Annotated in this window: 21 protein-coding genes and 1 pseudogene; 7 read left to right on the top strand and 15 right to left on the bottom strand. The window is 69.9% G+C overall.

Annotated features, from left to right (window positions below):
• Positions 1 to 226: 226 nt before the first annotated feature.
• The 7 genes from WMF19_RS47645 to WMF19_RS47615 all read right to left on the bottom strand — a co-directional run bounded on the left by WMF19_RS47645 (position 227) and on the right by WMF19_RS47615 (position 7,855).
• Complete coding sequence (locus tag WMF19_RS47645) at positions 227 to 910, bottom strand: hypothetical protein (RefSeq protein WP_437896409.1); 684 nt, start codon at positions 908 to 910, stop codon at positions 227 to 229.
• A gap of 19 nt (positions 911 to 929) precedes the next feature.
• Positions 930 to 1,337, bottom strand: coding sequence for a hypothetical protein (locus tag WMF19_RS47640; protein ID WP_437896408.1), 408 nt, complete (start codon positions 1,335 to 1,337; stop codon positions 930 to 932).
• 195 nt (positions 1,338 to 1,532) lie between these two features.
• A complete protein-coding gene (locus tag WMF19_RS47635) occupies positions 1,533 to 1,868 on the bottom strand; it encodes a hypothetical protein (protein ID WP_437896407.1) in 336 nt (111 codons plus the stop codon).
• A 406-nt stretch (positions 1,869 to 2,274) separates the two neighbouring features.
• Positions 2,275 to 3,645: a sigma-54-dependent transcriptional regulator gene (locus tag WMF19_RS47630; RefSeq protein WP_437896406.1), complete on the bottom strand. Its 1,371-nt coding sequence runs from the start codon at positions 3,643 to 3,645 to the stop codon at positions 2,275 to 2,277.
• Positions 3,646 to 3,692: 47 nt separating this feature from the next.
• Positions 3,693 to 5,207 (bottom strand): sensor histidine kinase, encoded by a 1,515-nt coding sequence (locus WMF19_RS47625; RefSeq protein WP_437896405.1) that lies wholly within the window; start codon positions 5,205 to 5,207, stop codon positions 3,693 to 3,695.
• A 32-nt stretch (positions 5,208 to 5,239) separates the two neighbouring features.
• On the bottom strand, positions 5,240 to 6,610 hold the full coding sequence (locus tag WMF19_RS47620; protein ID WP_437896404.1) for a hypothetical protein: 1,371 nt from the start codon (positions 6,608 to 6,610) through the stop codon (positions 5,240 to 5,242).
• Between the two features lie 30 nt (positions 6,611 to 6,640).
• The gene (locus tag WMF19_RS47615) at positions 6,641 to 7,855 is read right to left on the bottom strand and encodes a hypothetical protein (RefSeq protein ID WP_437896403.1); all 1,215 of its coding nucleotides are present in this window, start codon (positions 7,853 to 7,855) and stop codon (positions 6,641 to 6,643) included.
• A gap of 402 nt (positions 7,856 to 8,257) precedes the next feature.
• Here WMF19_RS47615 and WMF19_RS47610 point away from each other — a divergent pair, with 402 nt between their 5' ends.
• On the top strand, positions 8,258 to 8,980 hold the full coding sequence (locus WMF19_RS47610) for a hypothetical protein (protein ID WP_437896402.1): 723 nt from the start codon (positions 8,258 to 8,260) through the stop codon (positions 8,978 to 8,980).
• Between the two features lie 68 nt (positions 8,981 to 9,048).
• Positions 9,049 to 9,402, top strand: a complete 354-nt coding sequence (locus WMF19_RS47605) for a hypothetical protein (RefSeq protein ID WP_437896401.1) — start codon at positions 9,049 to 9,051, stop codon at positions 9,400 to 9,402.
• Between the two features lie 96 nt (positions 9,403 to 9,498).
• Here WMF19_RS47605 and WMF19_RS47600 read toward each other — a convergent pair whose 3' ends face one another.
• Entirely contained in the window at positions 9,499 to 10,974 is a 1,476-nt protein-coding gene (locus WMF19_RS47600) for an MBOAT family O-acyltransferase (protein ID WP_437896400.1), read from the bottom strand.
• A gap of 387 nt (positions 10,975 to 11,361) precedes the next feature.
• On the opposite strand from WMF19_RS47600, the gene WMF19_RS47595 reads away from it, so the two are divergent.
• From WMF19_RS47595 to WMF19_RS47585, 3 genes are read left to right on the top strand one after another with little or no spacing between them, the layout of a single operon-like run.
• Positions 11,362 to 11,922: a hypothetical protein gene (locus WMF19_RS47595; protein WP_437326096.1), complete on the top strand. Its 561-nt coding sequence runs from the start codon at positions 11,362 to 11,364 to the stop codon at positions 11,920 to 11,922.
• A gap of 3 nt (positions 11,923 to 11,925) precedes the next feature.
• Complete coding sequence (locus WMF19_RS47590) at positions 11,926 to 12,726, top strand: polysaccharide deacetylase family protein (protein WP_437896399.1); 801 nt, start codon at positions 11,926 to 11,928, stop codon at positions 12,724 to 12,726.
• A gap of 46 nt (positions 12,727 to 12,772) precedes the next feature.
• Positions 12,773 to 13,516 carry a SirB1 family protein gene (locus WMF19_RS47585; protein ID WP_272096089.1) on the top strand — a complete coding sequence of 248 codons (744 nt, stop codon included), beginning with the start codon at positions 12,773 to 12,775 and terminating at the stop codon, positions 13,514 to 13,516.
• A 37-nt stretch (positions 13,517 to 13,553) separates the two neighbouring features.
• Here WMF19_RS47585 and WMF19_RS47580 read toward each other — a convergent pair whose 3' ends face one another.
• A complete protein-coding gene (locus WMF19_RS47580) occupies positions 13,554 to 15,203 on the bottom strand; it encodes an ATP-binding protein (protein ID WP_437896398.1) in 1,650 nt (549 codons plus the stop codon).
• A 317-nt stretch (positions 15,204 to 15,520) separates the two neighbouring features.
• Between WMF19_RS47580 and WMF19_RS47575 the strand changes: the two genes are divergently transcribed.
• Positions 15,521 to 16,378 (top strand): CPBP family intramembrane glutamic endopeptidase, encoded by an 858-nt coding sequence (locus WMF19_RS47575; protein WP_437896397.1) that lies wholly within the window; start codon positions 15,521 to 15,523, stop codon positions 16,376 to 16,378.
• Between the two features lie 333 nt (positions 16,379 to 16,711).
• Entirely contained in the window at positions 16,712 to 17,143 is a 432-nt protein-coding gene (locus WMF19_RS47570; RefSeq protein ID WP_437896396.1) for a hypothetical protein, read from the top strand.
• A gap of 328 nt (positions 17,144 to 17,471) precedes the next feature.
• Here WMF19_RS47570 and WMF19_RS47565 read toward each other — a convergent pair whose 3' ends face one another.
• From WMF19_RS47565 to WMF19_RS47540, 6 genes and pseudogenes are all read right to left on the bottom strand, one after another.
• Complete coding sequence (locus WMF19_RS47565) at positions 17,472 to 17,693, bottom strand: hypothetical protein (RefSeq protein ID WP_437896395.1); 222 nt, start codon at positions 17,691 to 17,693, stop codon at positions 17,472 to 17,474.
• Between the two features lie 12 nt (positions 17,694 to 17,705).
• Positions 17,706 to 17,876, bottom strand: coding sequence for a hypothetical protein (locus WMF19_RS47560; RefSeq protein ID WP_437901793.1), 171 nt, complete (start codon positions 17,874 to 17,876; stop codon positions 17,706 to 17,708).
• Between the two features lie 718 nt (positions 17,877 to 18,594).
• A pseudogene (locus WMF19_RS47555) lies at positions 18,595 to 18,819 on the bottom strand (RHS repeat-associated core domain-containing protein); the annotation flags it as partial.
• 2,177 nt (positions 18,820 to 20,996) lie between these two features.
• Complete coding sequence (locus WMF19_RS47550) at positions 20,997 to 21,362, bottom strand: hypothetical protein (protein WP_437896394.1); 366 nt, start codon at positions 21,360 to 21,362, stop codon at positions 20,997 to 20,999.
• Between the two features lie 169 nt (positions 21,363 to 21,531).
• The gene (locus WMF19_RS47545; RefSeq protein WP_437896393.1) at positions 21,532 to 21,768 is read right to left on the bottom strand and encodes a CPCC family cysteine-rich protein; all 237 of its coding nucleotides are present in this window, start codon (positions 21,766 to 21,768) and stop codon (positions 21,532 to 21,534) included.
• A gap of 550 nt (positions 21,769 to 22,318) precedes the next feature.
• Entirely contained in the window at positions 22,319 to 22,699 is a 381-nt protein-coding gene (locus WMF19_RS47540) for a hypothetical protein (RefSeq protein WP_437896392.1), read from the bottom strand.
• Positions 22,700 to 22,754 lie beyond the last annotated feature (55 nt).

Genomic DNA, 22,754 nt, shown 5'->3' with positions numbered 1-22,754 from the left:
TGCAGCGTTCGTGCGGCGTGTTCGCAGCAAGCGGTGCGCCCGCGCCACGAGCGGCGCCGGGAGTCTACTTCCCGCCCCCCGGGAAACGGAAGGGCCTGGCACGGGTCGCACGGATTGCGCGCCTGCGCAAAAAGCAACGTGATGCGCCGCCGGGCGAGCGCGCGCGGCGTGCCTTGCCGGGCGAGCGCGCACGGGCGGCCTCCACCGAGGAGCGTGCGCGGCGCGCTCAGGGCGCGCTCGCGCTGGGCGGCGGCTCGGCCGGGGCGCGCCGCACGCCGTCGGGGCCCATGTCGACGGGCGGCGCGTAGCTCTTGAGCTCGGCCCGCTCGTAGCTCGCGCCGCCCGCGGCCTCGATCACGACCACGCCGACGTCCGGGCAGAACGTCGACACGTAGCGCGCCGGCCTGTCGCCGAGGCGCTCCTCCACGGTCTGCACGCACCCCGTGAACCGCCCCGCGGGCACCTCGATCGCCACGTCGACCGCGGCGATCCGCGCGCGGCCGCCGTGCTCGCCGGTCCACGTGGTGCCGGGCGCGATCGGCTCCTTGAGCACGAAGACGCCCGTGTCGCTGCGGATCACGCCCTCGGTGGTGAACTCGAAGCGCTTCACCCCCGAGGGGAACCGGAGCTCGCCGCGGCGCGCGTCCGCGCGGTGCACGCGCGCGACGAGGAGGCCCTGCTCACCGCCCTCGCTCATGGTCGCGTAGTGGTAGATGTGCCCGTCGACGAGCGGGAAGTAGCGCTCGGCCCGCGTGCCCGAGGTGGCGCCTTGCTGCCCGTCGGGCGCCGCGTCCCACACAACGGGCCGACCCGGGCTGGCGGCGCCCCCGCAGGCGCTCAGCGCGAGCGCGAGCGCGGCGAGCCAACGCGCGGGGCGGCGGCCTGAGGGACGTCCGGGCTCGGCGTTCACCCCGCTGCCTCCTCGATCGTCACGGGGCCGCGTGGCCGTGGGACCAGTACCAGAGCGCGAGGAACGCGAGCAGCGCCATGGCCGCGACGAGCAGGACGACGGCGAGCGGGTCGGGGTCGACCCGGCGCAGCAGCGCCCGCGCCGCGCGGCGGACGTCGTCGTGCTCGGCCTCCTTCGCGAGCCGCCCCGCCTCCGCGCGGACCAGCGCGTAGTCGCCGCGCTCGAACGCCTGCTCGAGGCGCTCGATCTCGGGATCGCGAGGGCCCGCCGGCGCGTCGTTGCCGGGGGGCGGCGCCGCCTTCTCGTCGCGCCGCTTCCTGCGCTTCTTCGGCGGGCGCCGCGGCTCGGCGTCGGCCTGCGCCTCCGGCGGCGAGCTCGGATCCGGCTCGGGCCGGGCGTCGGTGTCGGCCTGCTCCGTGTCCGTCACGTACAGCTCTCGGTGGTGATGTAGGCCATGGCCGAACCCCGCGGCAGATCCCCGGGACGGCGCAGGCTACCCCAAGCCCGGCCGCGCGTGCCCGAAAAAGGCCGGAAAACCCGCGGTCCGCCGGCGGCTGCCGCCGGTGTGCTGCCCGGGCGCATCGGCCCGGGCGCGCAGCGCGCTCATCCGATGCGCCCCGACCTACTCGAACGGCAGCCGGTCCCGCTGCCGGTCGACCTCGGCCGGATCCGGGCGGTCTCTCCAGGGGACCATCGCCTCGCCCTCGCCGCTCACAACGCAGCGGAGCGCCTCGCAGGCGGCCCGGTAGTACGCCTTGCGACCGCAGCCGACGGCCTTGAAATGGCCGCCGAGCTGCTCCTCGATGCGGACGTCCCTGTCGGCGCAGTCGAGGTCGGAGGTGGCGCGCGCCCGGATCATCGGCATCGCGTTCGCCGGCACGTTGGCCACGCTGCACGACAGCGCGCCGGCAAGGAGGACGGCGAGGGGGGCGAGGGCGGCGAGAGGGGGCGGGCGCACGGCGAGAGCGTAGTCCCCCGATGCGACTGAAATCCCGAGAAATGAACCACGGTGACGCCAGAGAGCACGCCGCGCTTGCCCCGTTCCCCTCCGCCTCCGTGGCTCAGCTCTCCCGTCTGCTGCACCGCCCGCTCGGAACGGGACGTACACGAACGACACCGCGGCCCCGCCCCGTGCTGATGGCGGCGCTCGTCGCGGCCCCCGGCTTCGTCCCGATGGCGCCCCTCACGCAGGACACCCATCACGTCGAGAACCCGAGCGAAGTCAACAGGGAGACGAGGAGGCAGGGAGGAAGAGAGAGGAGGACCTCCCCGTCTCCCTGGGAAAGCCCTGATGCTCCCCGGGGTTTCAACCTGTTCAAAGCGACGGCCTTCGAGCGGCCGAGTCGCGACGGCGTCCCCGGTCGTCACCGGAGATCGTGCTCTTCGAGCTTCGCGTAGAGCGTCCGCCGGCTGATGCCCAGGATGCGCGCGGCCACGGTGCGGTTATTGCCGGACTGCCGGAGCGCGGTGATGATCGCCTCGCGCTCCGCCCCGCGTCGCCGCGCGTCCAGACCGGCGGTGCCGCCGCCCTCCTCGGTCGCGGAGGGTGAGGGGCCCTCGGGGGCGCTGATCGAGCGGCGGGCGAGCTCGCGCGACACATCTGCCGCCGTGACGATCGGCCCGTCGGAGAGCACCACGAGCCGCTCGACGAAGTTCTGTAGCTGCCGCACGTTGCCCGGCCAGCGCTCCTCCGTCAGACGCTCGACGGCTCCGCCGTCGAGCGCGAGGCCGGCGCGGCCGTGCTGCTTCGCGAGCAGGGCCGCGAAGCGGCGCGCGAGCAGCGCGACGTCGCCCCGCCGGGCGCGCAGCGGGGGGACCCAGATGGGCACGACGGAGAGGCGGTAATAGAGGTCCTCGCGGAAATCGCCCCGGCGCGCCATCGCTTCGAGATCGCGGTGCGTGGCCGCGACGAAGCGCACGTCGGCCCTGAGCGTCTGGGTGCCGCCGAGCCGCTCGAACTCGCGCTCTTGCAGGACGCGCAGGAGCTTGATCTGCATGGCGGGGGTGATGTCGCCGATCTCATCCAGGAACAGCGTGCCGCCCTCGGCGAGCTCCATGCGGCCGGGCTTGCGCGCGGCGGCGCCCGTGAACGCCCCCTTCTCGTGGCCGAAAAGCTCGCTCTCGAGCAGCGAGTCCGGCAGCGCCCCGCTATGCACCTTCACGAAGGGCCCCGTGCTCCTCCCGCTGAGCCGGTGGATCTCGCGCGCCGCCAGATCCTTGCCGACGCCGCTCTCGCCGCGCAGGAGCACTGTGGCCGCGGTGCGCGCGGCGCGGGCGAGCAGGGCGCGGCAATCGGCCATTTCCTGCGACTCGCCGACGAGCTCGGTCTCGAGGTGCGCGGTGGCCTCGGCGGGAGCCGTGGCGGCCAGGGCCTTGCGGACGCTGTAGACGATCTCCTGCCGATCAAAGGGCTTGAGGATGAAGTCGGCGGCGCCGCGCCGCATCGCCTCGACGGCGAGCCGCACCGTACCGTGAGCGGAGATCACGATGACGGGGATCCCGGGGTGGACGCGGTTCACCCGATCGAGCAGCTCCATTCCGTCCATCCCCGCCATCCGGAGATCGGTCACCACCACGTCGACCGGCGCGGCGGCGAGCGCCACGAGCGCGGCCTTGCCCGACTCGACGCACGTGGCGCGCATGGCTGCCTGCTCGAGCAGCGCGGCGAGCACCACACTGACCGCGGGGTCGTCGTCGACGATGAGGACGTGGGCGTCGACTGCGGCACAGGTCATGGAACGCGAGCAGAATGTAGCACGGCCGAACGCCGTGCGTGCCCGCGCTAGGCCGCGGGAAACCGCATCCGCACGGCGGTGCCCCCGCCGGGCCGGGGATGGAGCTCGATGTCGCCCCCGTGTGCCTCGACGACACGCCGTGCGAATGGAAGCCCGAGCCCTGCGCCCATGGCCTTGGTGGTGAAAAATTCGTCGAAGGCCTGCTCGCGGGCGCGCGCGTCCATGCCCTCGCCGGTGTCCTCGACCGTGATCGCCACCCCATCGGGAGCCTCGGACCGCTCGGCGCGCACGGTGACGACGCCCCCGCCGGGCATGGCCTCGAAGGCGTTGCGCATCAGGTTCTCGAGCACCCTCGAGAGCAGGTCTTGATCGGCGTGCAGCAGGGGCAGATCGCCGGCGAGATCGGCCCGCACGGCGATATTGCTCGAGGCGGCGAAGGGCTGCAGCGCGAGGGTGTCGCGCACGAGCGTCGCCACGGACACGGGCGCGCGGGTCGGATCGATTCGGAGCGCGCCCTGGTACTCGTCGATGGATCGCTCGATGCGCCCGATCTGCGTGAGCATCAGGTCGAGAAACCGGGTGTGTCCGTCGATGGATCGCCCCCGGGCCCGCTCCTCGACGAGGAACTGTGCCGCGCCCTTGAGAGCGGCCAGCGGATTCTTCAGATCGTGCGCCATCTGCGCGGAGATGCGACCGAGCGCCGCGAGCTGGGAGAGGCGCTCGCGGCGCCGCGCGGCGTCTGCTGCGGCGCGCCGCGCCACCGTAATGAGGCTGATGGTGAGCAGCGTGGTCGCACCGACGAGCAGCGCCCGGTGCGCCCCGAGGAGCTGGAACAAGACCGCGTAGGCCGCGACGCCCGCGATGGTGAGCCCGGTCGCGTGGACGACGACGCTCGTCGAGAGCTCGTGGCCAAACAAGCGCAGCCGGAGCGCGACGATCGCCATCACGACGGCGCACAGCAACACGCCCACGCTGCCAAGGTGCGGGATCGCGATACCGAGCGGTGAGAGCGGGTTGATCAGGAACTCCGTCGAGCCGAGCGCCGCGCCGATCGGCAGCGCGAGCAGGAGCAGCCGGGTGCGCGCCGCCTCGTCCGGGCTGGTCGCCTCGCGCAGGTGGCGCACGAGCAGCCAGCCCGCGACGGCGCACACGGACGCGGTCCCCGCGAGCAACATCAGCGGCCACGCGCGCGCCTGCGGACCGGTGACCTCGCGCAGCGCGGGGAAGAGCGCGCTCGCCGCCACGATGGACGAGAGCAGCCCGAAACAGGCGTACGCCGCTCGCCGCAGCCGGCGCAGCGAGCGCCGCTGCCCCACGAAGACGAGCACGAAATCGAGGCCCAGGGGCGCAGTGAGCGGAGTGGCGGTCGCGTCGAGCCAGGGCCAGATCGGTGACTGCGAGAGATCGGCCGCGGCGAGCGCGAAGTTCCATGCAAAGAGATCGGCCGCGAGCAGCGCAAGCGGCATCGCCAGCGGGCTGCGCCCCGGCCGGAGCAGCGCGAGGAGCGCCACGCCGAGCTGACCGGCGCAGGCGATGAAGGCGATCAGGGCGCTCGGGTGCATGAGCGTACGGCGGCTCCGGCGGTGACGCGGGGCTAACGACCCACCCCGGGACGGTCAACCGCGCCTGTCTCCTCAGCGCGCGGCAGATCGTCGAACGATCCCTCCTGCTCGAGGCGAATCAGATCGCCCTGCGTCACGAGCTCCTTGCCGAGACGCTGCTGGGCGCGCTCGATCCGCGCGATCATCGCGGGCGACGTGACCTCCTCGCCCGAGGTCGGCGTGGGATCGGGCGGAGGGCGCATCACCGCGAAGGACCCCGCGGCCGGCATGCCGGAGGCCGTATGGCCATGCACCTCGTACGTCTCGAACATGACATCAGGCGTCTCGCGCATCCGCAGCTTGACCGTGAACGAAATCGAGCTGCCCGCCGGGATGGTCGTCGAGCCGAGGATCGAGGCAGGATCGACGTCCTCGGCAGGCGATGAGCCCACGTCGCCCTCGTAGGCCATGACACGATTGAGGCGTGTGATGGTCACGTCCTCCGCGGAGGCGTGGCGCAGGGAGACGGTCTGGGTCACGACCCCCTGGTCGTCGACCACCGGGAAGCGCGGGGAGAACCTGGGCGTGATCAGCGCGAGGTTCTGCTGCGCGAAGTGGTAACCGAGGTTCTGCAGATCGAGGGTGTCGCGGCCGGTCACCACGCGACCGTCACCCAGCCTGGCCTTCACCTCGACGAGGAAATAGGAATACTCGGCGTCCTGCGGGCGGCTTCCGTAGTCGTGGCTGACGCGCGGCTCGGCCGACCTCGCCGAGGCGCCGTCGCCGAAGGACCACTCGAACGACGTCGCCTCCTCGGCTTTCATCGCGCGCGGGTGCCCCGCCGAGGCATCGGGCACGAGCACGCGCGCGAGGAGCTCGATCTCGTCGTCGCTGTTGGGCAGGGCCTGGTGCCGGATCCGGACGACGGGCTTGGGATCGCACCGATTGACCCGATAGTGCGGAAGGTCCGCCTCGACCGGCGGAGCGCCCGGGACGAAGGCGATCACCTTCGGCAGCTTCACCCGGCCTCGCTCGTCGAGGTACGCGCGAATCGGCACCCGCGTGCCCTCCTTGCTGCCGATCTTCACGCGCAGGAGCGGGCCTGAGCGACCCCGACCTCGGGCGCGCACGGTCACGATGTTCTCCTCGCCCTCGCACACCTCGCTCTTCTCGACATCGACGGACTCGATGACGGGCGGCTCCGCACGCTCTCCGGGCTGCGGCGCGGCATCCATCGCGGGGGGAGAAGCGCGCTCCGCCGCCGGTTCGGCGGAGCGCACCGGTTCGGTCGAGACAGGTCTGCGGGCGATCGGGGCAGGCTCGGGAGGCGCCTTGCCCATCTGAAACAGCAGCGCGATCGTGAAGATCACGGCCAGCGCGGCGAGGAGGATGAGCCCCGATCGGACAGGACGGCGGGTTGACATGGCTCGCTCCGAGGTATCTGCTTTCGAGGTTCAGCCGGGCCAGTGCTCGTCGGTCTCCCAGCAGCCGTAGACGCCGCCCTGCGACGCCCACTGGAGCACCGCGGGGGTAGCGATGGTCACCTTCGCGCCATTGACCTTCCGGTAGGTCGCCCAGGGGGTGCCGGTCGCCTCGTTGCCAAGGATGTGGTCCGGGGCGATCACGGTGGCAGTCAAGCCCCCGGCCCAGTTCGCGGAGCTCTTGTACTCCTCGCCGTAGTCCTTGCACAGCGGGTCTGTCCGGACGAAGCAGTTGGCGATCTGATTGCCAGCCTTATCACAGACGTTGGCGATCTCGGCGCCGATCTCGGTGAACCAATCGCCCGCAGCGACCTTGTCCTTGCACAGGTCCTCGGTGGCGTCGTGCGCCGCGGTGAGCGCGGCGTGGACGGTGGCCGAGGAATAGGTGGTCGGCGTGATCGTCGTCCCGGAGGACCTCTTGAACGCCCAGGCGAGGAACGTGGAGCACGCGAGCCCGTCGGGCGGCACCGTGCCCTGGTGGGCTGTGCCGAGGTTCTTGAACTGGAAGAACGAGTACGGCGTCGCCACGGAGATCTCCATGCCCGAGGGGGCCCCGGGGACGACATTGCTCAACGGCTGCGGCAAGCGCACCCGATCGAGCCCGGCGGTCTCGTAGATCGAGAGCTGACCACCCCAGCCCGCGATGGCCTCGTACACCGGCTCGGTGGGAAGCCCCGCGACGAAGGTGGCAATCGCGGCGGTGCCGGTGCCGGTGACGAACTTGCCGGCGTCGAGCGGGCCATGGCTGCACGTGCCGAGAGAGGCGTGAGAGCACGTGCCGTAGATCGACGCGTAGGTGGCGCCCATGTTGAGGCGCGAGACGCCGGGGTGTCCCGCCGAGAGGGTCGAGTCATCGTTACCGCTGGCGAGCACCTTGCCGTCGGTGTGGAAGGGCCGCCCGACGATGGCGTCTAAGTCGGAGTTCTGCTTGGGATCGGGGCGCGTCGCGTGGAACATCGTCGAGGAGCCGCCGGACAGCATCACGTGCGTGAAGTCCAGGTCAGCGACATCGAAGATGGCCGATACGACGCCCGGAGTGCGGGTGACCACGGCCGCGCCCCGCGGAGCGTTCCAGTTGCCGGGTGAGGTGCGGCAGCGCTTCGAGCCGGCCATGGCCGTGCCCGCCGACGAGGCGAAGGCGAGTGAGAGGGTGGTGGCGACGAGTACGAATCGGGTTCTGCTCATCATGGTCTCCATGGGTTCCCGCTACGGTTTGCAACGCCCGTGCCGGAGCCGTCTCGCCGCGCTTCGCGCCGCGGGCCCCGTTCGGTGTGCGGCGACTCGCACACGATGGGAAGCCCTCCACACAGTGCACCCGGGGACGCGGGCCCTTCAGGCAAGTGTCCCTTCCAGAGGGGACCGGCGCCCGGCCGGCCCGCTGCGAGCCGGAGCCCGTCGCGCCGGAGGCGCCGGCTGGAGTGCCCCCGCTGTTTCAGGACTCCAGCCATGTCCCGGCCACGATTCGAGACCCGCCGCGGGTCGTCGGCAGGGCACGCGTGTTGCTCCGGACGGATCTGTACTGAGCGGCGCGATCTCGCGCACCTCGCCCGGGCAGATCACCGACGCCACGACGGCGTAGACCGGCGGCGGATGGACGGTCGGCGAGGGATCACGGCCGACGAGGAGCTGGCCAAGACGCTTCCCGACGTGGAGATCCACCGCGACGACAAGCTGTTCCGCGCCTCGCTGGTCAGCGTCGGATCGCTCGGGCTCATCACCGAGCTGGTGCTCGAGGTCGCGCCCATGTTCGGCCAGTCCCAGCAGGTGGTGCCGACCACCTGGCAGAAGTTGTGCGATGCCCTGGAAGACGGCTCGCTGTTCACCTCGCCCACCGCGCTGGGGGCGGCGACCCCCACCAGGATCAGGGCGCAGGCCGTCACCCCCGTGCCCGAGGGGCTGGAGATCTTCATCAACCCTTACCGCAGCGACGACGACTATCATCACGGCGGGTTCGATCGGCAGTGCGTGGTCGTCACGCGGACACGCATCGACGGCGTCGCCCCCGAAGAGCCGAACGTGCAGTACGAGCTCAGCGGCGGCGGCGCGATCATCGAGTTCTTCCAACAGCTCGGGAAGTTCATCGACATCGAGACGGGCGGGCCGGCCCAGTACCGCGGTATCATCGACGGCATCATCACCCACGCTCGCGCGAAGATCGCGAAGTACCTCCCGACCCCGACGGTGCTCGATACCTACTCGGGCGGCGGTGACAAGGATCCAGGCCTGTCGATCGAGCTCGCGATCACGACGGCCGGGGATGCGCACATCAAGATGATGACGCGGTCGATTATCGACGACCCCGGGACCGTCTGATCCTCCTCCAGCCGAAGCTCAAGCCGCCCGTCGTCGACGTCCTCACGCATGACGCCCCGATCGCGGTGATGGCGACGGCGGCCGATCACCTCAACATCTTCGGTGTCGTGGACGGCCGGCTCTATCGCATCGACGGCAGCGTCAACGATCCGTCCTGGGACTGGGTGATGCCCCCGGACAAGTCGGCCCCGCCCGAGCTGCGCTACGAGACGAGCGCGCGGGATCGCGGCGGCTCGGACGCGTATCTGACGTTCGAGTCGCAGCAGCGGGTGTTCGCGATGCCGACCGGACCGGCCACAGCGGTGCATCGCGGCGGCCGGATCGACGTGTTCACGCGGGCCGACACCGGCGCGATCCTGTGGGACTGCAAGCCGAAGAACCGGTCGTGGAAGGGTCGGATCCGGCTGCCGTCGCCCGGATGAGCGGTGCGGCCGGAGCCGCGGATCGGCCGGCGAGAGCGCCGCGAGGACGGCGTCCCGCATGCGTGGACGGGGCGCGTCCGGCCTCCTGCGCCCAGATCAGAACTGGAAGTACACGAACGGCACCGCGGCTGCGCTCGCCGCCTCGTGGAGACCGATCGCGACGAGGAACAGCAGCGCGCCCTGCACCGGCGCAGGCGCCGCGATGAAGGCGCCGCGGGCGCGCTCGTAGAGGCGCTCCGGCACGTAATGGGACAGGAGCGCGACCCCGAGGAGCGCGACCAGCACGGGCGGGAGGTTCGGGTGGAAGGTCGTCAGCGTGCCGATCTGCCGCAGGATGAGCACGGCCTGCGAGAAGGTCGGCACGCGGAAGAAGATCCACGCGAAGCAGACGTAGTGGAACGTCAGCAGCACGCACAGCGCGCGGAGGGGAACGCGGGAGAGGGGTGAGCTCGCGGTCGCCCCCCCGCGCTCGCCCTCGCCGGCCGGTCGCCGGCGCTGGACGGCGCGCTGGAAGGCGCGCGTCACGGCGAGGCCGAGGCCGTGGAGGAAGCCCCAGAAGACGAAGTTCCACGATGCCCCGTGCCAGAGGCCGCCGAGCAGCATCGTGATCATCAGGTTGCGGTACGTCGCCAGCTCGGAGCCGCGGTTGCCGCCGAGCGGGATGTACAGGTAGTCGCGGAGCCAGGTGGAGAGCGAGATGTGCCAGCGGCGCCAGAAATCAGCGAGGTTGTGCGCCTTGTACGGCGCGTCGAAGTTCTTGGGGAACCGCACGCCGAGCAGGAGCGCCGAGCCGATCGCGATGTCGGTGTAGCCCGAGAAATCGCAGTAGATCTGCGCGGCGTAGCCGTAGACGCCCGCGAGGACCTCCAGGGCCGAGTAGTTCTCCGGGCGCTCGAACACGCGGTCGACGAGGTTGAGCGCGAGCTGGTCGGAGAGGACGACCTTCTTCACGAGGCCGATCGCGACGAGGAACAGCGCCGCCCCGCCCTCCTCGAGGGTGAGGCTCGGGGCGCGCTCGAACTGCGGGAGCAGGTCCCGCGGGCGCACGATGGGCCCGGCGACGAGGTGCGGGAAGAAGGCGACGAAGAGCAGGTAGCGGAGGTAGCTCTTGTGGGGCGGGAGCTCGCCCCGGTACACATCGACGACGTAGCTCATCGACTCGAACGTGAAGAACGAGATGCCGACCGGCGGCAGGAGCACCCGGAACGCGTGGCCCACGCTCGCCGGCTCGCCCGTGAGCAGGGCGCGGAGCGCCGCGGCGTTCTCGAGCGCGAAGTTCCAGTACTTGAAGAACCCCAGGAACCCGAGGTTCAGCACCACCGTGGCGACGAGCATCGCGCGCCGCGCCCGGGGCCGCTCCTCGCGGGCGATCGCGCGGGCGAGGAAGAAGTCGACGGTGGACGAGGCGAAGATGAGCGGCAGGTAGCGCCAGTCCCAGGTCGCGTAGAACCCGTAGCTCAACAGCAGCAGGAACACGAGGCGCGGCCAGGCGCCGGCGTACCGCACGAGCGCCCACGATCCGACGAAGACGGCGGCGAAGAACTCGGCGTAACGGAGGGTATTGAAGAGCACGGCCGGTCGGAGTCCGGGTCAGGCTGTGGCGAGGGGCGCGGCGCGCGGCAGGGCCGAGCGCGTTGTCGAGGAGGAGCGGGCTACCCGGGCGGTGGGGGCCGTCTACCACAGGGGGCGCCGCGCGGTCGCTCTCCTGGCGCGGCCCGATGGCGCCGCGCGGTCGCGCTCACAACGCGGCGCCCTGCGGAACGACGCGGAACGACGCGGAACGACGCGGAACGACGCGGAACGACGCGGAACGACGCGGAACGACGCGGAACGACGCGGAACGGTACGGAACGGTACGGAACGACGCCGGGGACGCGACCGCGCGGGGCCGCGTTTCAACGGCGCCATGGCGCCGCGCCATGTTGAACGGCGCCCCGCGTCGTGCCAAGGATGGATCTGATGCTGGGTCGCCTGATCCTCGGGGTTGTGAAGGGGCTCATCGTGGGGGGCCTGCTGGGCTTCGCGCTGGCGAAGCTCGGCTTCGCCGCGCCGGTGGCGATCATCGCTTACGTGGCCGCGGCGCTCGCCGGGGTCCTCGTGGGGCTGATCGCGGGCAAGCCCATCTGGGCGAAGGACGCGAAGATCGAGGCGGGGATGAAGGCCTTCGTCGGAGCGCTGCTCGGCGCTGGCCTGATGTACGCCGCGCGCAGGTGGCTCACGGTGCCGGTGCCTGTGCCGCTCGGCGAGCTCGGGGGCGCGAACCTGTCGCTCGGCGAGGCCGCGGGGAGCACCGGGACGTTCGGCGGCCTGGCGGTCACGTCGCTCGCCGCGATCGCCGCGCTCCTCGGCGGCTTCTACGAGGCCGACAACGACCCCTCGGACGAGGAGAAGCCTGGCGCGAAGCCGGCGGTGAAGGCGGCGGCCGGGGGCAACAACAAGCGCATCGCCGCCTCCGCCGCGGCGGACGAGCTCGACGACGACCTCGAGGTCGAGCCCGAAAAGAAGCGCGCGAAGAAGTAACCCGTGCCGTTCGCGCGGGCCCTCCTCTATGCCGCGTCGCTGGGCGCGCTCGCGCTGGTCGCGCGCTCGCTGCTCGTCGCGCCGGTGCCCATCGCGGTCGCGTGCGCGGCCATCGCCGGCTACGTCGCCCTCATCCTGTGCGGGGTCTTCTTCCTCGGGCTCGGCATGTTCGTCGACGTCGTGAAGCGCGGCCCGCCCGGCGCGAGGGGCGTGGCGCTGACCTTCGACGACGGGCCGAGCCCGGAGCACACGCCGGCGGTCCTCGCGCTCCTCGACGAGGCGGGCGTGAAGGCGACGTTCTTCGTCATCGGCCGCAAGGCCGAGGCCCACCCGGAGCTCGTCCGCGAGATCGCGGCGCGGGGCCACGCCATCGGCCTGCACAGCCACGCGCACGACCGGCTCTTCTCGCTGCGCTCGGCCCGCCGGGTCGAGCGCGACCTCCGGCAGGGGCTCGACGTCATCGAGCGGATCACCGGCGCCCGCCCCACCATCTTCAGGCCGCCCGTCGGCCACACGAGCCCGCGCATCGCCCGCGTGGTGGACGCGCTCGACCTCGACGTAATCGGCTGGTCGGCGCGGGGGTTCGACGGGCTCCCTGGGGCGGACCCCGGGCGGGTGGCGGGGCGGATCATCCCGGGGCTCCGCGACGGGGCCATCGTGCTGCTCCACGACGCGGCCGAGCGCGACGACCACGCCCCCGCAGGGCCCCTGGCGCTCCCGCGCATCCTGGCGGCGATGGAGAAGCGCAACCTGGTCGGGGTCCGCGTCGACGCGTGGCTCGACGACGGCGACCGGGACGCCTAGACCATCTCCACCGGGTGGCGCTACGCTCGGTCCAATGGCCGCGCCGGTGAGTCTGACGCTCTTTGCGCATATCGCCGGGAGACCGGAGGACGAGCTCGACCTCGCCGAGGCGGCGCTCCTGATCGACGACGCCGCGTACCCGGGGCTCGACATCCCGCACTACCTCGGCGTGCTCGACCGGCTCGGCGGCGAGGCGCGGCGCGCTGTCGATCGCCCCCTGCGCGCCGCGGAGGCGACGCCGGGCAGCGGCCCCATCGAGCAGCTGCTCCGCTGGTTCTACGGCGACCTCGGGTTCCACGGCAACTCCGGGGACTACTACGACCCGAAGAACAGCTACCTGCACGAGGTCCTGGATCGCCGGACGGGCATCCCCATCACGCTGGGCGTCGTCCTCCTCGAGGTGTGCTGGCGCGCGGGCCTCGAGGCCCAGGGCGTCTCGTTCCCGGGCCATTTCCTGGTGAGGACGCCGGTCCGCGGCGGCGTGCTGCTCATCGACCCGTTCGAGGGCCGCCTGCTCGGCCGGGACGACCTGCGCGCGCTGCACACCCGCGCCACGGGCACCACGCGCGATCCGGATCCGCGGCTGCTCGTGCCCGCGCAGAAGCGGCAGATCCTGGTGCGCATGCTGAACAACCTGCGGTCGATCTACTCGAGCCGCTCGGACGCGTCGCGGCTGCGCAGCGTGCTCGAGCGGATGCAGGTGCTCGCGCCGACCGACGAGCTTCGGAAGGAGCTCGATCAGATCGGCGGCGAGCGCCCCTGGCCGTCTGCGGGGCGGGACGTGAACTGACGCAGGCCGACGCAAGCCGACGTGGGCCAGCGTGGCCTCACGGCGGCTCGCTCGCCTCGCGCTGCGCTGCGCCCGGCAGCAGCACCACGAACCGCGCCCCGCCGTCCGCGCCTTGCTCGACCCCGATCGAGCCGCCGGCCGCCTCCACGAGCCCCCGGCACACAGCGAGCCCGAGCCCCGTCCCCTCGCCGACCTCCTTGGTCGTGATGAACGGCTCGAACAGCGTCTCGCGGACCGCCTCCGCGATCCCCGGCCCGTTGTCCTCGACCTCGATCCGCGCGCCCCCGCACGCGCCCCGCGACGCGCGCACCGCAACGCGCCCCCCGACGCGCGGCGCCGCGTCGGCCGCGTTCAGGAGCAGGTTCAGGAGCACCTGCACGAGCTGCCCGTGCGCGAGCGGCACCGCCGGCACGTCGGGCGCGACGTCCCGCGTGAGCTCGATCGCGCGGAACGCCCTCTGCGGGGCCACGAGCGAGACGACATCGTCGATCGCCTCCGCGACCGACCCGGAGGGGCGGCGCCCTGCCTCTCCGTCATCGCCGGCCTCGGCCGCGCCGCGCGCAGCGGGCCGGGCGAAGTCGAGCAGGTCGCGCAGGATCTTGTGGATCCGCTCCGTCTCCCGCTTCATCCGCTCGACGAAGTCGCGCTCCTCGGCCGGCGTGAGGCCCCCGGCGAGCAGCAGATCCTGCAGGCCGAGGATCGCCGCGAGCGGGTTGCCGATCTCGTGCGCGAGGCCCGCCGCCAGGCGCCCCACGGACGCGAGCCGCTCCGAGCGGACCAGCCGCTCCTGCGCGCTCTTCAGGTCCGCCGCGTAGCGCTCGACCTCGGCGATCTTCGCCCGCAGCGACTCCTCGTCGGCGCGGAGGCGGCCCGTCATGAGCGCGAGGCTCGCGCCGAGCTCCGCGAGCTCCCGCGCGCCGGCCCGCGGCACCTCCAGGTCGCGCGCCCCGCCGGCCACGCGGCGCGCGGCCTGCGACACCGCGTCGATCGGCCGCACCACGAGGTGGGTCATGGAGATGTACGCGAACACGAGCAGCGCCAGCGCCACGATGCCCGTGTAGAGCGCCACGATCCGCACGAGCGGCGCGGCGGCCACCGTCGACGGGTCGGTCGGCACCAGCACGGCCACGGAACCCGTCGACGCCGCGGGCGCCGGCTCCGTGAGAGGCGCCGCCTCGCGCGCAGGCTCCGGGACGACCACCAGGAGCGCATCGCCGCGCGCCGTCCGCACCGTCTTCAGCACCTCCGTGCCGGCCTCCACCGAGGCCGGCAGCGCGGCCGCGATCTCTGGCTCCCCGGCGCGGCCCGAGAGCGCCCCCGCCGCGTCGTAGACGCCGATCGCCGACGCCCCGTCCGGGCCGAGCTGCGCCTCGAGCAGGAGCGAGAGCTCCGGGGCGGACCGCGTCGTCCGCGCCGCGGCCACGTGCCCGGCGATGGCGCGGCCGATCGCGCGGGCGCTCGACGCGCGCGCGCCGCTCATCGTGGCCCGCGTGAGGCTCGCCACGGCGAAGAAGAGCGGCACGAACGCCAGGAGGAGCAGCGCGCCGATCGCGAACAAGAGCTGAAGCCGGATCCCGAGCCGCACGGTGTTGTCTGCCCCCTGTCGTACCGTCCTCGCCCAGCTCGGCGCCCGCTCGTCCGTGGCAGCGCGCCGGGCTCGGAGGAACGACCTCTCTGATAGCGGCATGCGCGCCCATGGCAAAGCTCGCAAAGCGCGCAGAACGCGCGAAGCGCGCAAAGCGTCGACCGACGGCTGGGCCTGCTGCCCCGCGCCTGCCGGGTGCGCGCCGCTGGGACCAGACGTAAGCGGCGTGAACGATCGGAACGCCGTGAGCGGCGTGAACGCTCGGAACGCCGTAACCGCAAGCGGCGTAAGCGGCGCAAACAGCATGAACAAACGCGAACAACGCGAACCGCGCTGGCTGCTACAACGGCGGACCTCTTCCGCGCTTGATCGCTCGCCAAGAGACGTGACATCATGGCTGGTTCAATGGGGATACTCTTATGAGCTTGCTCGAATCCTCCTCCGACGTGATCGACCCCCACCATGTTCCTTTCCTCGCCGGCTCCGCCGCCCGCGACGCGCGCCCGTCGACCGGTCGGCGCGACCGCTCGACCGAGCGCGCTGGGCTGGCCGTGGCGAGCGACGCCGATCACGACCTGCTCCGCCTCGAGATCGAGCTCCTCCGCCGCGGCGGCCGGGACGCCCTGGAGCTGCGCCGGGAGCTCGCGGCGTTCTTCTTCGTCGTCATCGCCCTCTTCGGCGTCGCGCAGCTCGTCCGGGATCTCATCCACCCCGATCTGCCGCCGCTGCTCCAGATGGGCTATTCGTGGGGTTTCTTGCTGCTGCTCCTCGTGCCGATCGGGTGGTTCGCCCGGCGGCAGCCGCTGCCGCTCGCGCGGCTCGGCGTGACGCTCTCGGGCGCGCGGCATAGCCTCCGCGAAGCGCTCGTCATCGCCGCCATGGCCTTCGCGGCGTGCCTCGCGCTCCGCGCGGGCCCCGCCCTGCGCGGCGAGCCGTTGCTCGACTGGGGCTCGGTCGCAGGGTACTCGCGCCTCGAGTTCGCGATCTTCCTCGCGAGCTACGGGCCGCACTGCCTGCTTCAGGAGTTCATCGCGCGCGGCGTGATCCAGACCTCGCTCGAGCGGCTCCTGCCCGACGCCGGACGCCTCGCGCCCATCGTGGTCACCTCGGTGCTCTTCGGCGTGTTCCACCTCTACGTCTCGCTGGCCTTCGCGGTCATCACCTTCGCCGCGAGCGTCCTCTTCGGCCTCTTCTACGCGCGCCACCGCACCCTCGTCGGCGTCACCGCCGTCCATCTCACGGTCGGTCTCGCCAGCGTCGCCGCTGGCCTCAACTGACGGCAGCGGCTGGAACAGCCGTGTTCGCAGCGACGATCTCGCGCACTCGCGCCCGCGTTCGAGCCTCCACCGACGGCGGCCCTCCGGCGCACGCAGAAATGATGGATACAGCGTAGCTGTCCAGGAGAGCGGGGCGTGTTGGAGACTTTTGTCGCCCCACGTCGGCACCGTGAATTGTCATTGACAGCCGCGGATCGCTTTGCTCTTCATTGTAATGCCGCCCTTCTGAGCCGACCGGGACGTACATGACCGCCGCATGCTCCGCGACCGCCCTCTCGTACGAATCCATCCGCGTTTCGGGCCAGCGTGGCGTTCGTCGGGACGGAGGCGGCCTTGGCTCGCGGGATTGAGCTGGATCGTTCGCGCTATCCGCTGGTCGTGATGCGGGCCGGCGAGCACTACACCCAGGACGATTGGGACGTGCTGATGCGCGGCATGATCCAGCTCATCGTCTCGGGGCCGTTCGGCCTGATCAACGACACGCGCGGCAGCAGCATGCCGAACGCCGTGCAGCGGCGCGCCGTCGCGCAGATGTACGCCGACTACGAGCGGCAAGCTCGCGCGCACCTGCTCGCGTCCGGAATCGTGGGCGACTCCAGCCTGGTGAACGGCATCCTGACCGCGCTCAACTGGCTGAAGCCGCCGCCGCATCCCGTCAGGGTCTTCTCGTCCATGACCGACGCGGAGCGCTGGGTGCTCCAGCATTTCAACTTCGAGCTCCGCCAGCAGGCCCTGGCGCCGAGCGTCGAGCACAGGGTCGGCTGACCCGCGCACGAGCGCAGGCGAGCTACCGGCGTGGCGCCCTGGGGGCGTGAGCGAAACAGTGGCGCGGAACTTGTCGATGAATCCCCAGAGCAGTTCTCTGGCTTCTTCAGCCTACGACGTCAGCTGGGCAGATACCTCCTGAGGGCGTCAACATCCCTCGATTCGATGCCGCTTCGATGGCAGGCCGACGCAACCTGTCGAGCAATTCGTCGCACCTGAGCCGCAAATCAGGCAAGTCGATGTATTCCTCATGCATAATACCCGCATCGCGTCGATCCTCAATACAGCGCAACAGCGCGGCATTACCATCCTTCCGCGTTAGTGTGATTCAGTAGGGGCCGTCCATGAATCGAAGCACCGCCTCGTGATCAACGCCCCGCTCGAGCTTCTCAAGTGCGTCCAACCACCAGGTGGCGATGACCACCACGAAGTCGATCCATCGTTCCCCAGGAAACGGATACCCACTGAAGTCGAAGTAGAGCACACCGGTTATCGAGCAGCTCGCGTTGTTCCCTTGCTCGAGCGTTGATTCATCGAACATAACACGCATCGTCTGCTCCTATTAGAACTTCGGCCAAGCGCCCTCGATTTCCTTCGTGGCTCGGTTGACCCACATCTCGATGGTCCCGTTCCCGAACGGACCGCTGACAAAGACTCGCTCGCCCTGGGACTGCAGCACATCTCCATTGCGATAGGCATTCCGCACGGCGCGCTCGACCTGCAATTCGCTCATACCCTCGAAAAATATCCTTCTTGTTGCCGGGCGCGAGGTCTTTTCCGCACGGCATATGGCGTTCGCGGATGTGTCCCATCTCGATCTTGATCTTTCGCCACGCCGGCATGTTGACCCGCGACCCTGCCGCTAGCCCCCTTGCGGCCTGATTTACCTCCGCCATCCCGCCAGCCTTCCCAACCTGTCCCGCACGCTTCACGCTGGAATAAAGCTTGCTGGCATCGCCGACTCCAGGCGCGGCGGCCCAGAGGCTCAGCGTCGCGTTCACCGCGTCACCCTCCCCGGCGTAGATGCAGGCATTGGCGACGTCGCACACCGGGCCGACCGGCGGCGGCGCGAAGCCACAAGTATCGAGGCAGACGTGCGTGAGCTCGCGCATGTCCGCCGCCGTCATCGGACCGACGCTGAACCCAGATTCTGTTCCTCTGTCCCACTCCGACGAGGGGCCGCCCTCCCCGCCTTCTCCGCCAGGACCCGCTCCACCGTCGCCGCCGGAGCCCTCGATGGCGCCATCGTCTTCGGGAAGGAGCTCCTCACCGTCCTCGAAGACATCTACCTCCTTCGTGCCAGTGCCGTCACCATCGATGGTGACGCCCGGCGACGGCGCGATCGTCTCAGGCGTGATCGGCGTGCAGTTCGTCCCGTCGCACGGCTGGAAGCCCGTCGGATCCCTCAGGTTGAGGGGATCATTCAAGACGTAGGCGTAGGGATTGTACCCTTGCACCGTCAGCGGCGACGGGATGACGGGATCGGACGTGAGGAACCGACGAAGGCTCGGATCGTAGACACGCCCCTGCATGTCGATCCAGCCGAGCTCGTCATCATGCTCGTGCCCCGTGAACCCGGTCCGCGCGTCGCTGATCCCGAGGGGCAGACTGGCGATCGGCCCTCCATTCTCGTCGACGCGCCCACCGAAGGGCTCATGGAAGTTCCGGGAGAGCACACTGCCATCCGGACGCAGCACACGCCCACGCTTCCGAGCGCGTCCTTCTGCACGAAGCGGTCCTGAGAGCTTCCGTCCGGGTGAACGAGGTGCTGCGCCACCTCCTCGCCGTCCGCGAAGACATGGAAGACGTGGGTTGTCTGCGCTCCCGCCGTCCGCCGCTCGTACAGCCGACCGAGCGTCAATACCGTCTCCGAAGGGCCCTCCTTCATCACACGCTTGCCGTCGGCGTCGTACTGGAACGAGGTCGTTCCGCCCCCGCGCACTACCAGCCTGGGCAGGTCGAACTCCGTGAACGTCACGCCCATCGGGGCGCGCGGCCCACCTCGGCTGAACAGGCGGCCGCGAACGTCGTACGAGAGCGTGTCCGCCACCGCGCCGCCGATCCGGACCTCGCTCGGCCTGTAAGGCGGCCCGAAGACGTATTCCTCCCGAAGCGCGCCGCCGACGGACACCTCCTTGACGTTTCCCAGGGCATCGTACGAGTAATCCGTCCTCGTCGACGTCGTGCCGGTCTGCAGCTCCCACCACCTGAGCAGCTCGCGCGCGTCATACCCGAACGTCTCGTCCCGATTCGACTGCCTGTCGTAACGTCGCTTCACGCGGCCATCCAGATAGTAGTCGTAGTCGAGATCGTACGCCCCAGGAGTCTGAACCCGATCCAGCCGCCCTGTGAGCGGCTCGTAGCTGTACGTCGTCTCGACCGTCTCGCCCAGCTGAACGGAGAGCGGCTGATCGTCGCTGTTGCGGCTGTTCATGCGCCAGATCGGAAGAAAGACCGCGCTGCTGATCGTCCCATTTCCGGCCACGAGACGGCGGACGACCTCGTGAAGGTAGCCATGGGCGTTGTAGCGGTGCTTCACCTGAAAGCCGGCCGCTCCCTCCACGGACGGGTACTCTAGCAGCTCCACCCACCCCAGCGCGTCGTGCGTCTGCCGAATGACGTACGCGTGACCGTCGATCGTCCACGTCGTCGCCTCAGGCCGCCCGTGCTCGTCGTAGGCGAAGCTCTTCTGGACCTCGTCCGGGCTGGTAGAGCTGGCCAGCCGGCCGACGCCGTGCGGGGCCGTATCCCAGACGAGCTCGGTCTCGCCATCTGCGTCCACGATCGTCTCGACACGTCCCAGCGCGTCGCGCTCGAACGTGCGCGTGGACATCGAATCGGCGAGCGTGACCACCTCACCGAACGCGTTGTACGTGACGGTCGTCGCCGCCGACACAGGCTCCTTGTACCACCTGCGCCGGCCGCGCTGATCATAACGTTGCTCCAGGAGCACCAGATTCCCGCTGGACTCGTTGATCACCTTGCCGAGCAGGCCGAACGGCTCGTACACGTAGCGCAGCGTCTGGGTCCCCTCCGGCGCGACCCGCACCGTCACGTCGCGCCGACCGAGGGCTCAGGCGCCTACCTGGGCCCTCTTCCATTTTGTCACGCCGACCTTGGCGAATTTACCGGCGGGCCATCTCTGGGACCGAGTTCGCGTCCAATTTCCGCGTATCAGGGTGGCCGTCTACACGCGCCCGACGAGGAGCTCGCCGCGCGCCGGATGGCGGCCGCGGTCGAGCAGGTGCGCGAGGGGCTCCCGGCGCGCCAGGTCGAGGCGTGCCGGCTGGTGCGCGAGGAGGGGTGCAGCCTCGACAAGGTCGCGGCGCGGCTCGGGTGTACCGAGATGGCGGCCCGCCTCTGCGCCCCCCCGGCGCGGGCGAGCATCCGCCGCCAACTCGGCGAGGCGTGGGGGGGTCGCGGGGTAAATGAGGGGAGACGGGAAAACGGTGAGGATCTCGCGAGGTGGGAGATCAGGAGAGCTGGACCAGCTCGAGGGCGAGTTGGCCGGCGTGGGCGAAAAGGCCGCATGGCCAGGCGGGAGGTGCCCGGTAGCCGGTTGGGCCGGTGAAGGTCACCGCGCTTTTATGGGCGCATAGGCGCGTAGCTGGGCCGGTGCCTCGCCTCCAGGATGCCGAGTGGCGCCCACGCGGGCGGCGGGCCGGCACCGCCCCGCATCCAGCGTCGTCGACCCCGGCGAAAGCCGCAAGTGACCACGGCCATGGCGATCCGTGGGCGGTGCCCCTTCTGACGCTCAGACCACACGCTCGACGCTACGTGTCCCCACCAAACGAACGAGGGAAGCGTCGATTATTGCTCCGCCCCTTGCGGCAGAGGATCAGCGCGGCCGGCGCTACGGCGGCCACGGGACCTCGGCAGAGCGTGACAAGCTATCGCCACGTTCCCGCAAAAACTCCTCAAACAGCAAGAAGAACGTCCGAACATTCCGCTCACCGGGATCCTGCGTGGCAACCAGCGTAGGCCACGCGACATCTCGCGTATCGTCAAGCTTGGCGGCTAGCCATTTCTCAAATTCATCAAATAGCGACGACTCTGTAGCGCCAAACTCCGGCATTCCGAGATCGATGCGGGCTTGGCGGTAGCCATGAATAAATGTCGCGAGCGTCCTCACATTCTCGTCACCGAGGAACATGCCCGGACGCACGCTTACACGCTTCAGAAACGCGAGCAGCCAAGGGTCATTGGGCAAAAATGGCACAGTAGCCTCCTGTCAGAACGCAGTCTCGATAACGCTTACGTACGGGGTGCCGAAGAAGTCCAAACCGCCAAGATCCTCGATGAACTCCGGGTACGACACGACCAATCGTCGAGCCCCGGAGGTAGAGAGCGGCTTTCACGGAGAGGAAGACGAGTGATGTGGAGGGGCTTCAACGGGGGCGGGACTGACCCGGGCCGTCCTGCTCGGGATCGCTCGTCCCATGCAGCGCAAAGTTCCGGCGTGCCGCATTGAGGCTAACCCGATTTGCTCCGCCGTCGTAATCAGGCTTCTCCTCCTGGAGCCGATCGTCCTCCCAATTGCACGTTGCGCAGATGTCGTAATGTCCTCGTCCGTCGAGAGTGCGTTGGCCGCAGCACGGGCACTCGCAAAGCTCAGATTGCGTCATCGCCCATACCTCTCAACCTGGTCGGCCCAATAGCTCGCCCCATCGCGAGGGCGGAAAGGGTCTCAATCGTCCCGTCCGGCTTCATCGTGGCGAATTCGTTTGTTTGGGAGTTGTATCTGAATGTCCAGCCCTGCTTCGAGGTAAAGCCTTGGACGTCACCTCCGACTGGTGAACGAAGCAGAGTCTCTGCCCGCTTCGCGTAGCCCATCTTCGTGATGTTGCCCGCCCCCCACTCCGAGGCATGCTTCGCAAAATGGCGCTCCAGATGCGCCTCAGATGCGAATCCTCGGACTCTTGACATCAGCTGTGGTGCCCCCCTTGCGAGCCGAGGTGCAGCAGTCGTTTCACGGAACCCATTCTCACGGCCGTGACTACGCTGTGGATGCAGGGGCGCAACGTCCTCGACTACGTGGCCAACGCGCGCGAAGCCGTTCTCCAAGTGCGAGATGCGCCCTCGCCGCTGCCTGGTTGAATACCACACCGCAACACCGCCCAGCGCAGGAAGTCTGGGCGGTGAACGCTTACGTCCGCGCTACGCTACTTCTGCTCGTCATGGCTCTTTAGGGTCTGGAATCCAATCGGGCGACAACGGGCTGTACCAATCCTGCCGCGTCAGCCAATTCTCGTAACTGCGATAGATGCGACGGAGTCCGCTCGGCGCCTCACGCTCACCAAGGAACTTCTCGAACGTATCAAACAGGAACTCTATCACCGCGCTCTGACCCTCTGCACTTTCCACTTCAGCCGAAGACCGCTCGCCAACACGCCCCATCAGGCTCAACACCAGAGCTGACCATGACAGGTTATTGCCATCATCCAACTTCACAATGAGCCATTCTCGAAATCCCACAAGGAATCCCCCACACAACGCCAAATCGTATCCTTCTACAAAGGCAACGATTGTGCTGTACGAGACATTGCTCAGGTACATCCCTGGATGCTTTCTAACGCTTTCGAAGACCTCTGGTAGGCTCATCTTACTAGCT

Source organism: Sorangium sp. So ce124 (assembly GCF_051525235.1).
In the GTDB taxonomy this organism is placed as follows: domain Bacteria; phylum Myxococcota_A; class Polyangia; order Polyangiales; family Polyangiaceae; genus Sorangium; species Sorangium atrum.
The sequence above is the reverse complement of the archived record's forward strand: the minus strand, read 5'-3'. Positions and strand labels throughout refer to the sequence as shown.

Excerpts from the sequence above, each read along its gene's own strand:
- WMF19_RS47630 (WP_437896406.1), bottom strand. The coding sequence starts at position 3,645 with ATGACCTGTGCCGCAGTCGACGCCCACGTCCTCATCGTCGACGACGAC.
- WMF19_RS47625 (WP_437896405.1), bottom strand. The coding sequence starts at position 5,207 with ATGCACCCGAGCGCCCTGATCGCCTTCATCGCCTGCGCCGGTCAGCTC.
- WMF19_RS47620 (WP_437896404.1), bottom strand. The coding sequence starts at position 6,610 with ATGTCAACCCGCCGTCCTGTCCGATCGGGGCTCATCCTCCTCGCCGCG.
- WMF19_RS47615 (WP_437896403.1), bottom strand. The coding sequence starts at position 7,855 with ATGATGAGCAGAACCCGATTCGTACTCGTCGCCACCACCCTCTCACTC.
- WMF19_RS47610 (WP_437896402.1), top strand. The coding sequence starts at position 8,258 with ATGGACGGTCGGCGAGGGATCACGGCCGACGAGGAGCTGGCCAAGACG.
- WMF19_RS47605 (WP_437896401.1), top strand. The coding sequence starts at position 9,049 with ATGGCGACGGCGGCCGATCACCTCAACATCTTCGGTGTCGTGGACGGC.
- WMF19_RS47595 (WP_437326096.1), top strand. The coding sequence starts at position 11,362 with ATGCTGGGTCGCCTGATCCTCGGGGTTGTGAAGGGGCTCATCGTGGGG.
- WMF19_RS47580 (WP_437896398.1), bottom strand. The coding sequence starts at position 15,203 with ATGCCGCTATCAGAGAGGTCGTTCCTCCGAGCCCGGCGCGCTGCCACG.
- WMF19_RS47575 (WP_437896397.1), top strand. The coding sequence starts at position 15,521 with ATGAGCTTGCTCGAATCCTCCTCCGACGTGATCGACCCCCACCATGTT.
- WMF19_RS47565 (WP_437896395.1), bottom strand. The coding sequence starts at position 17,693 with ATGCGTGTTATGTTCGATGAATCAACGCTCGAGCAAGGGAACAACGCG.
- WMF19_RS47560 (WP_437901793.1), bottom strand. The coding sequence starts at position 17,876 with ATGAGCGAATTGCAGGTCGAGCGCGCCGTGCGGAATGCCTATCGCAAT.
- WMF19_RS47545 (WP_437896393.1), bottom strand. The coding sequence starts at position 21,768 with ATGACGCAATCTGAGCTTTGCGAGTGCCCGTGCTGCGGCCAACGCACT.
- WMF19_RS47540 (WP_437896392.1), bottom strand. The coding sequence starts at position 22,699 with ATGTACCTGAGCAATGTCTCGTACAGCACAATCGTTGCCTTTGTAGAA.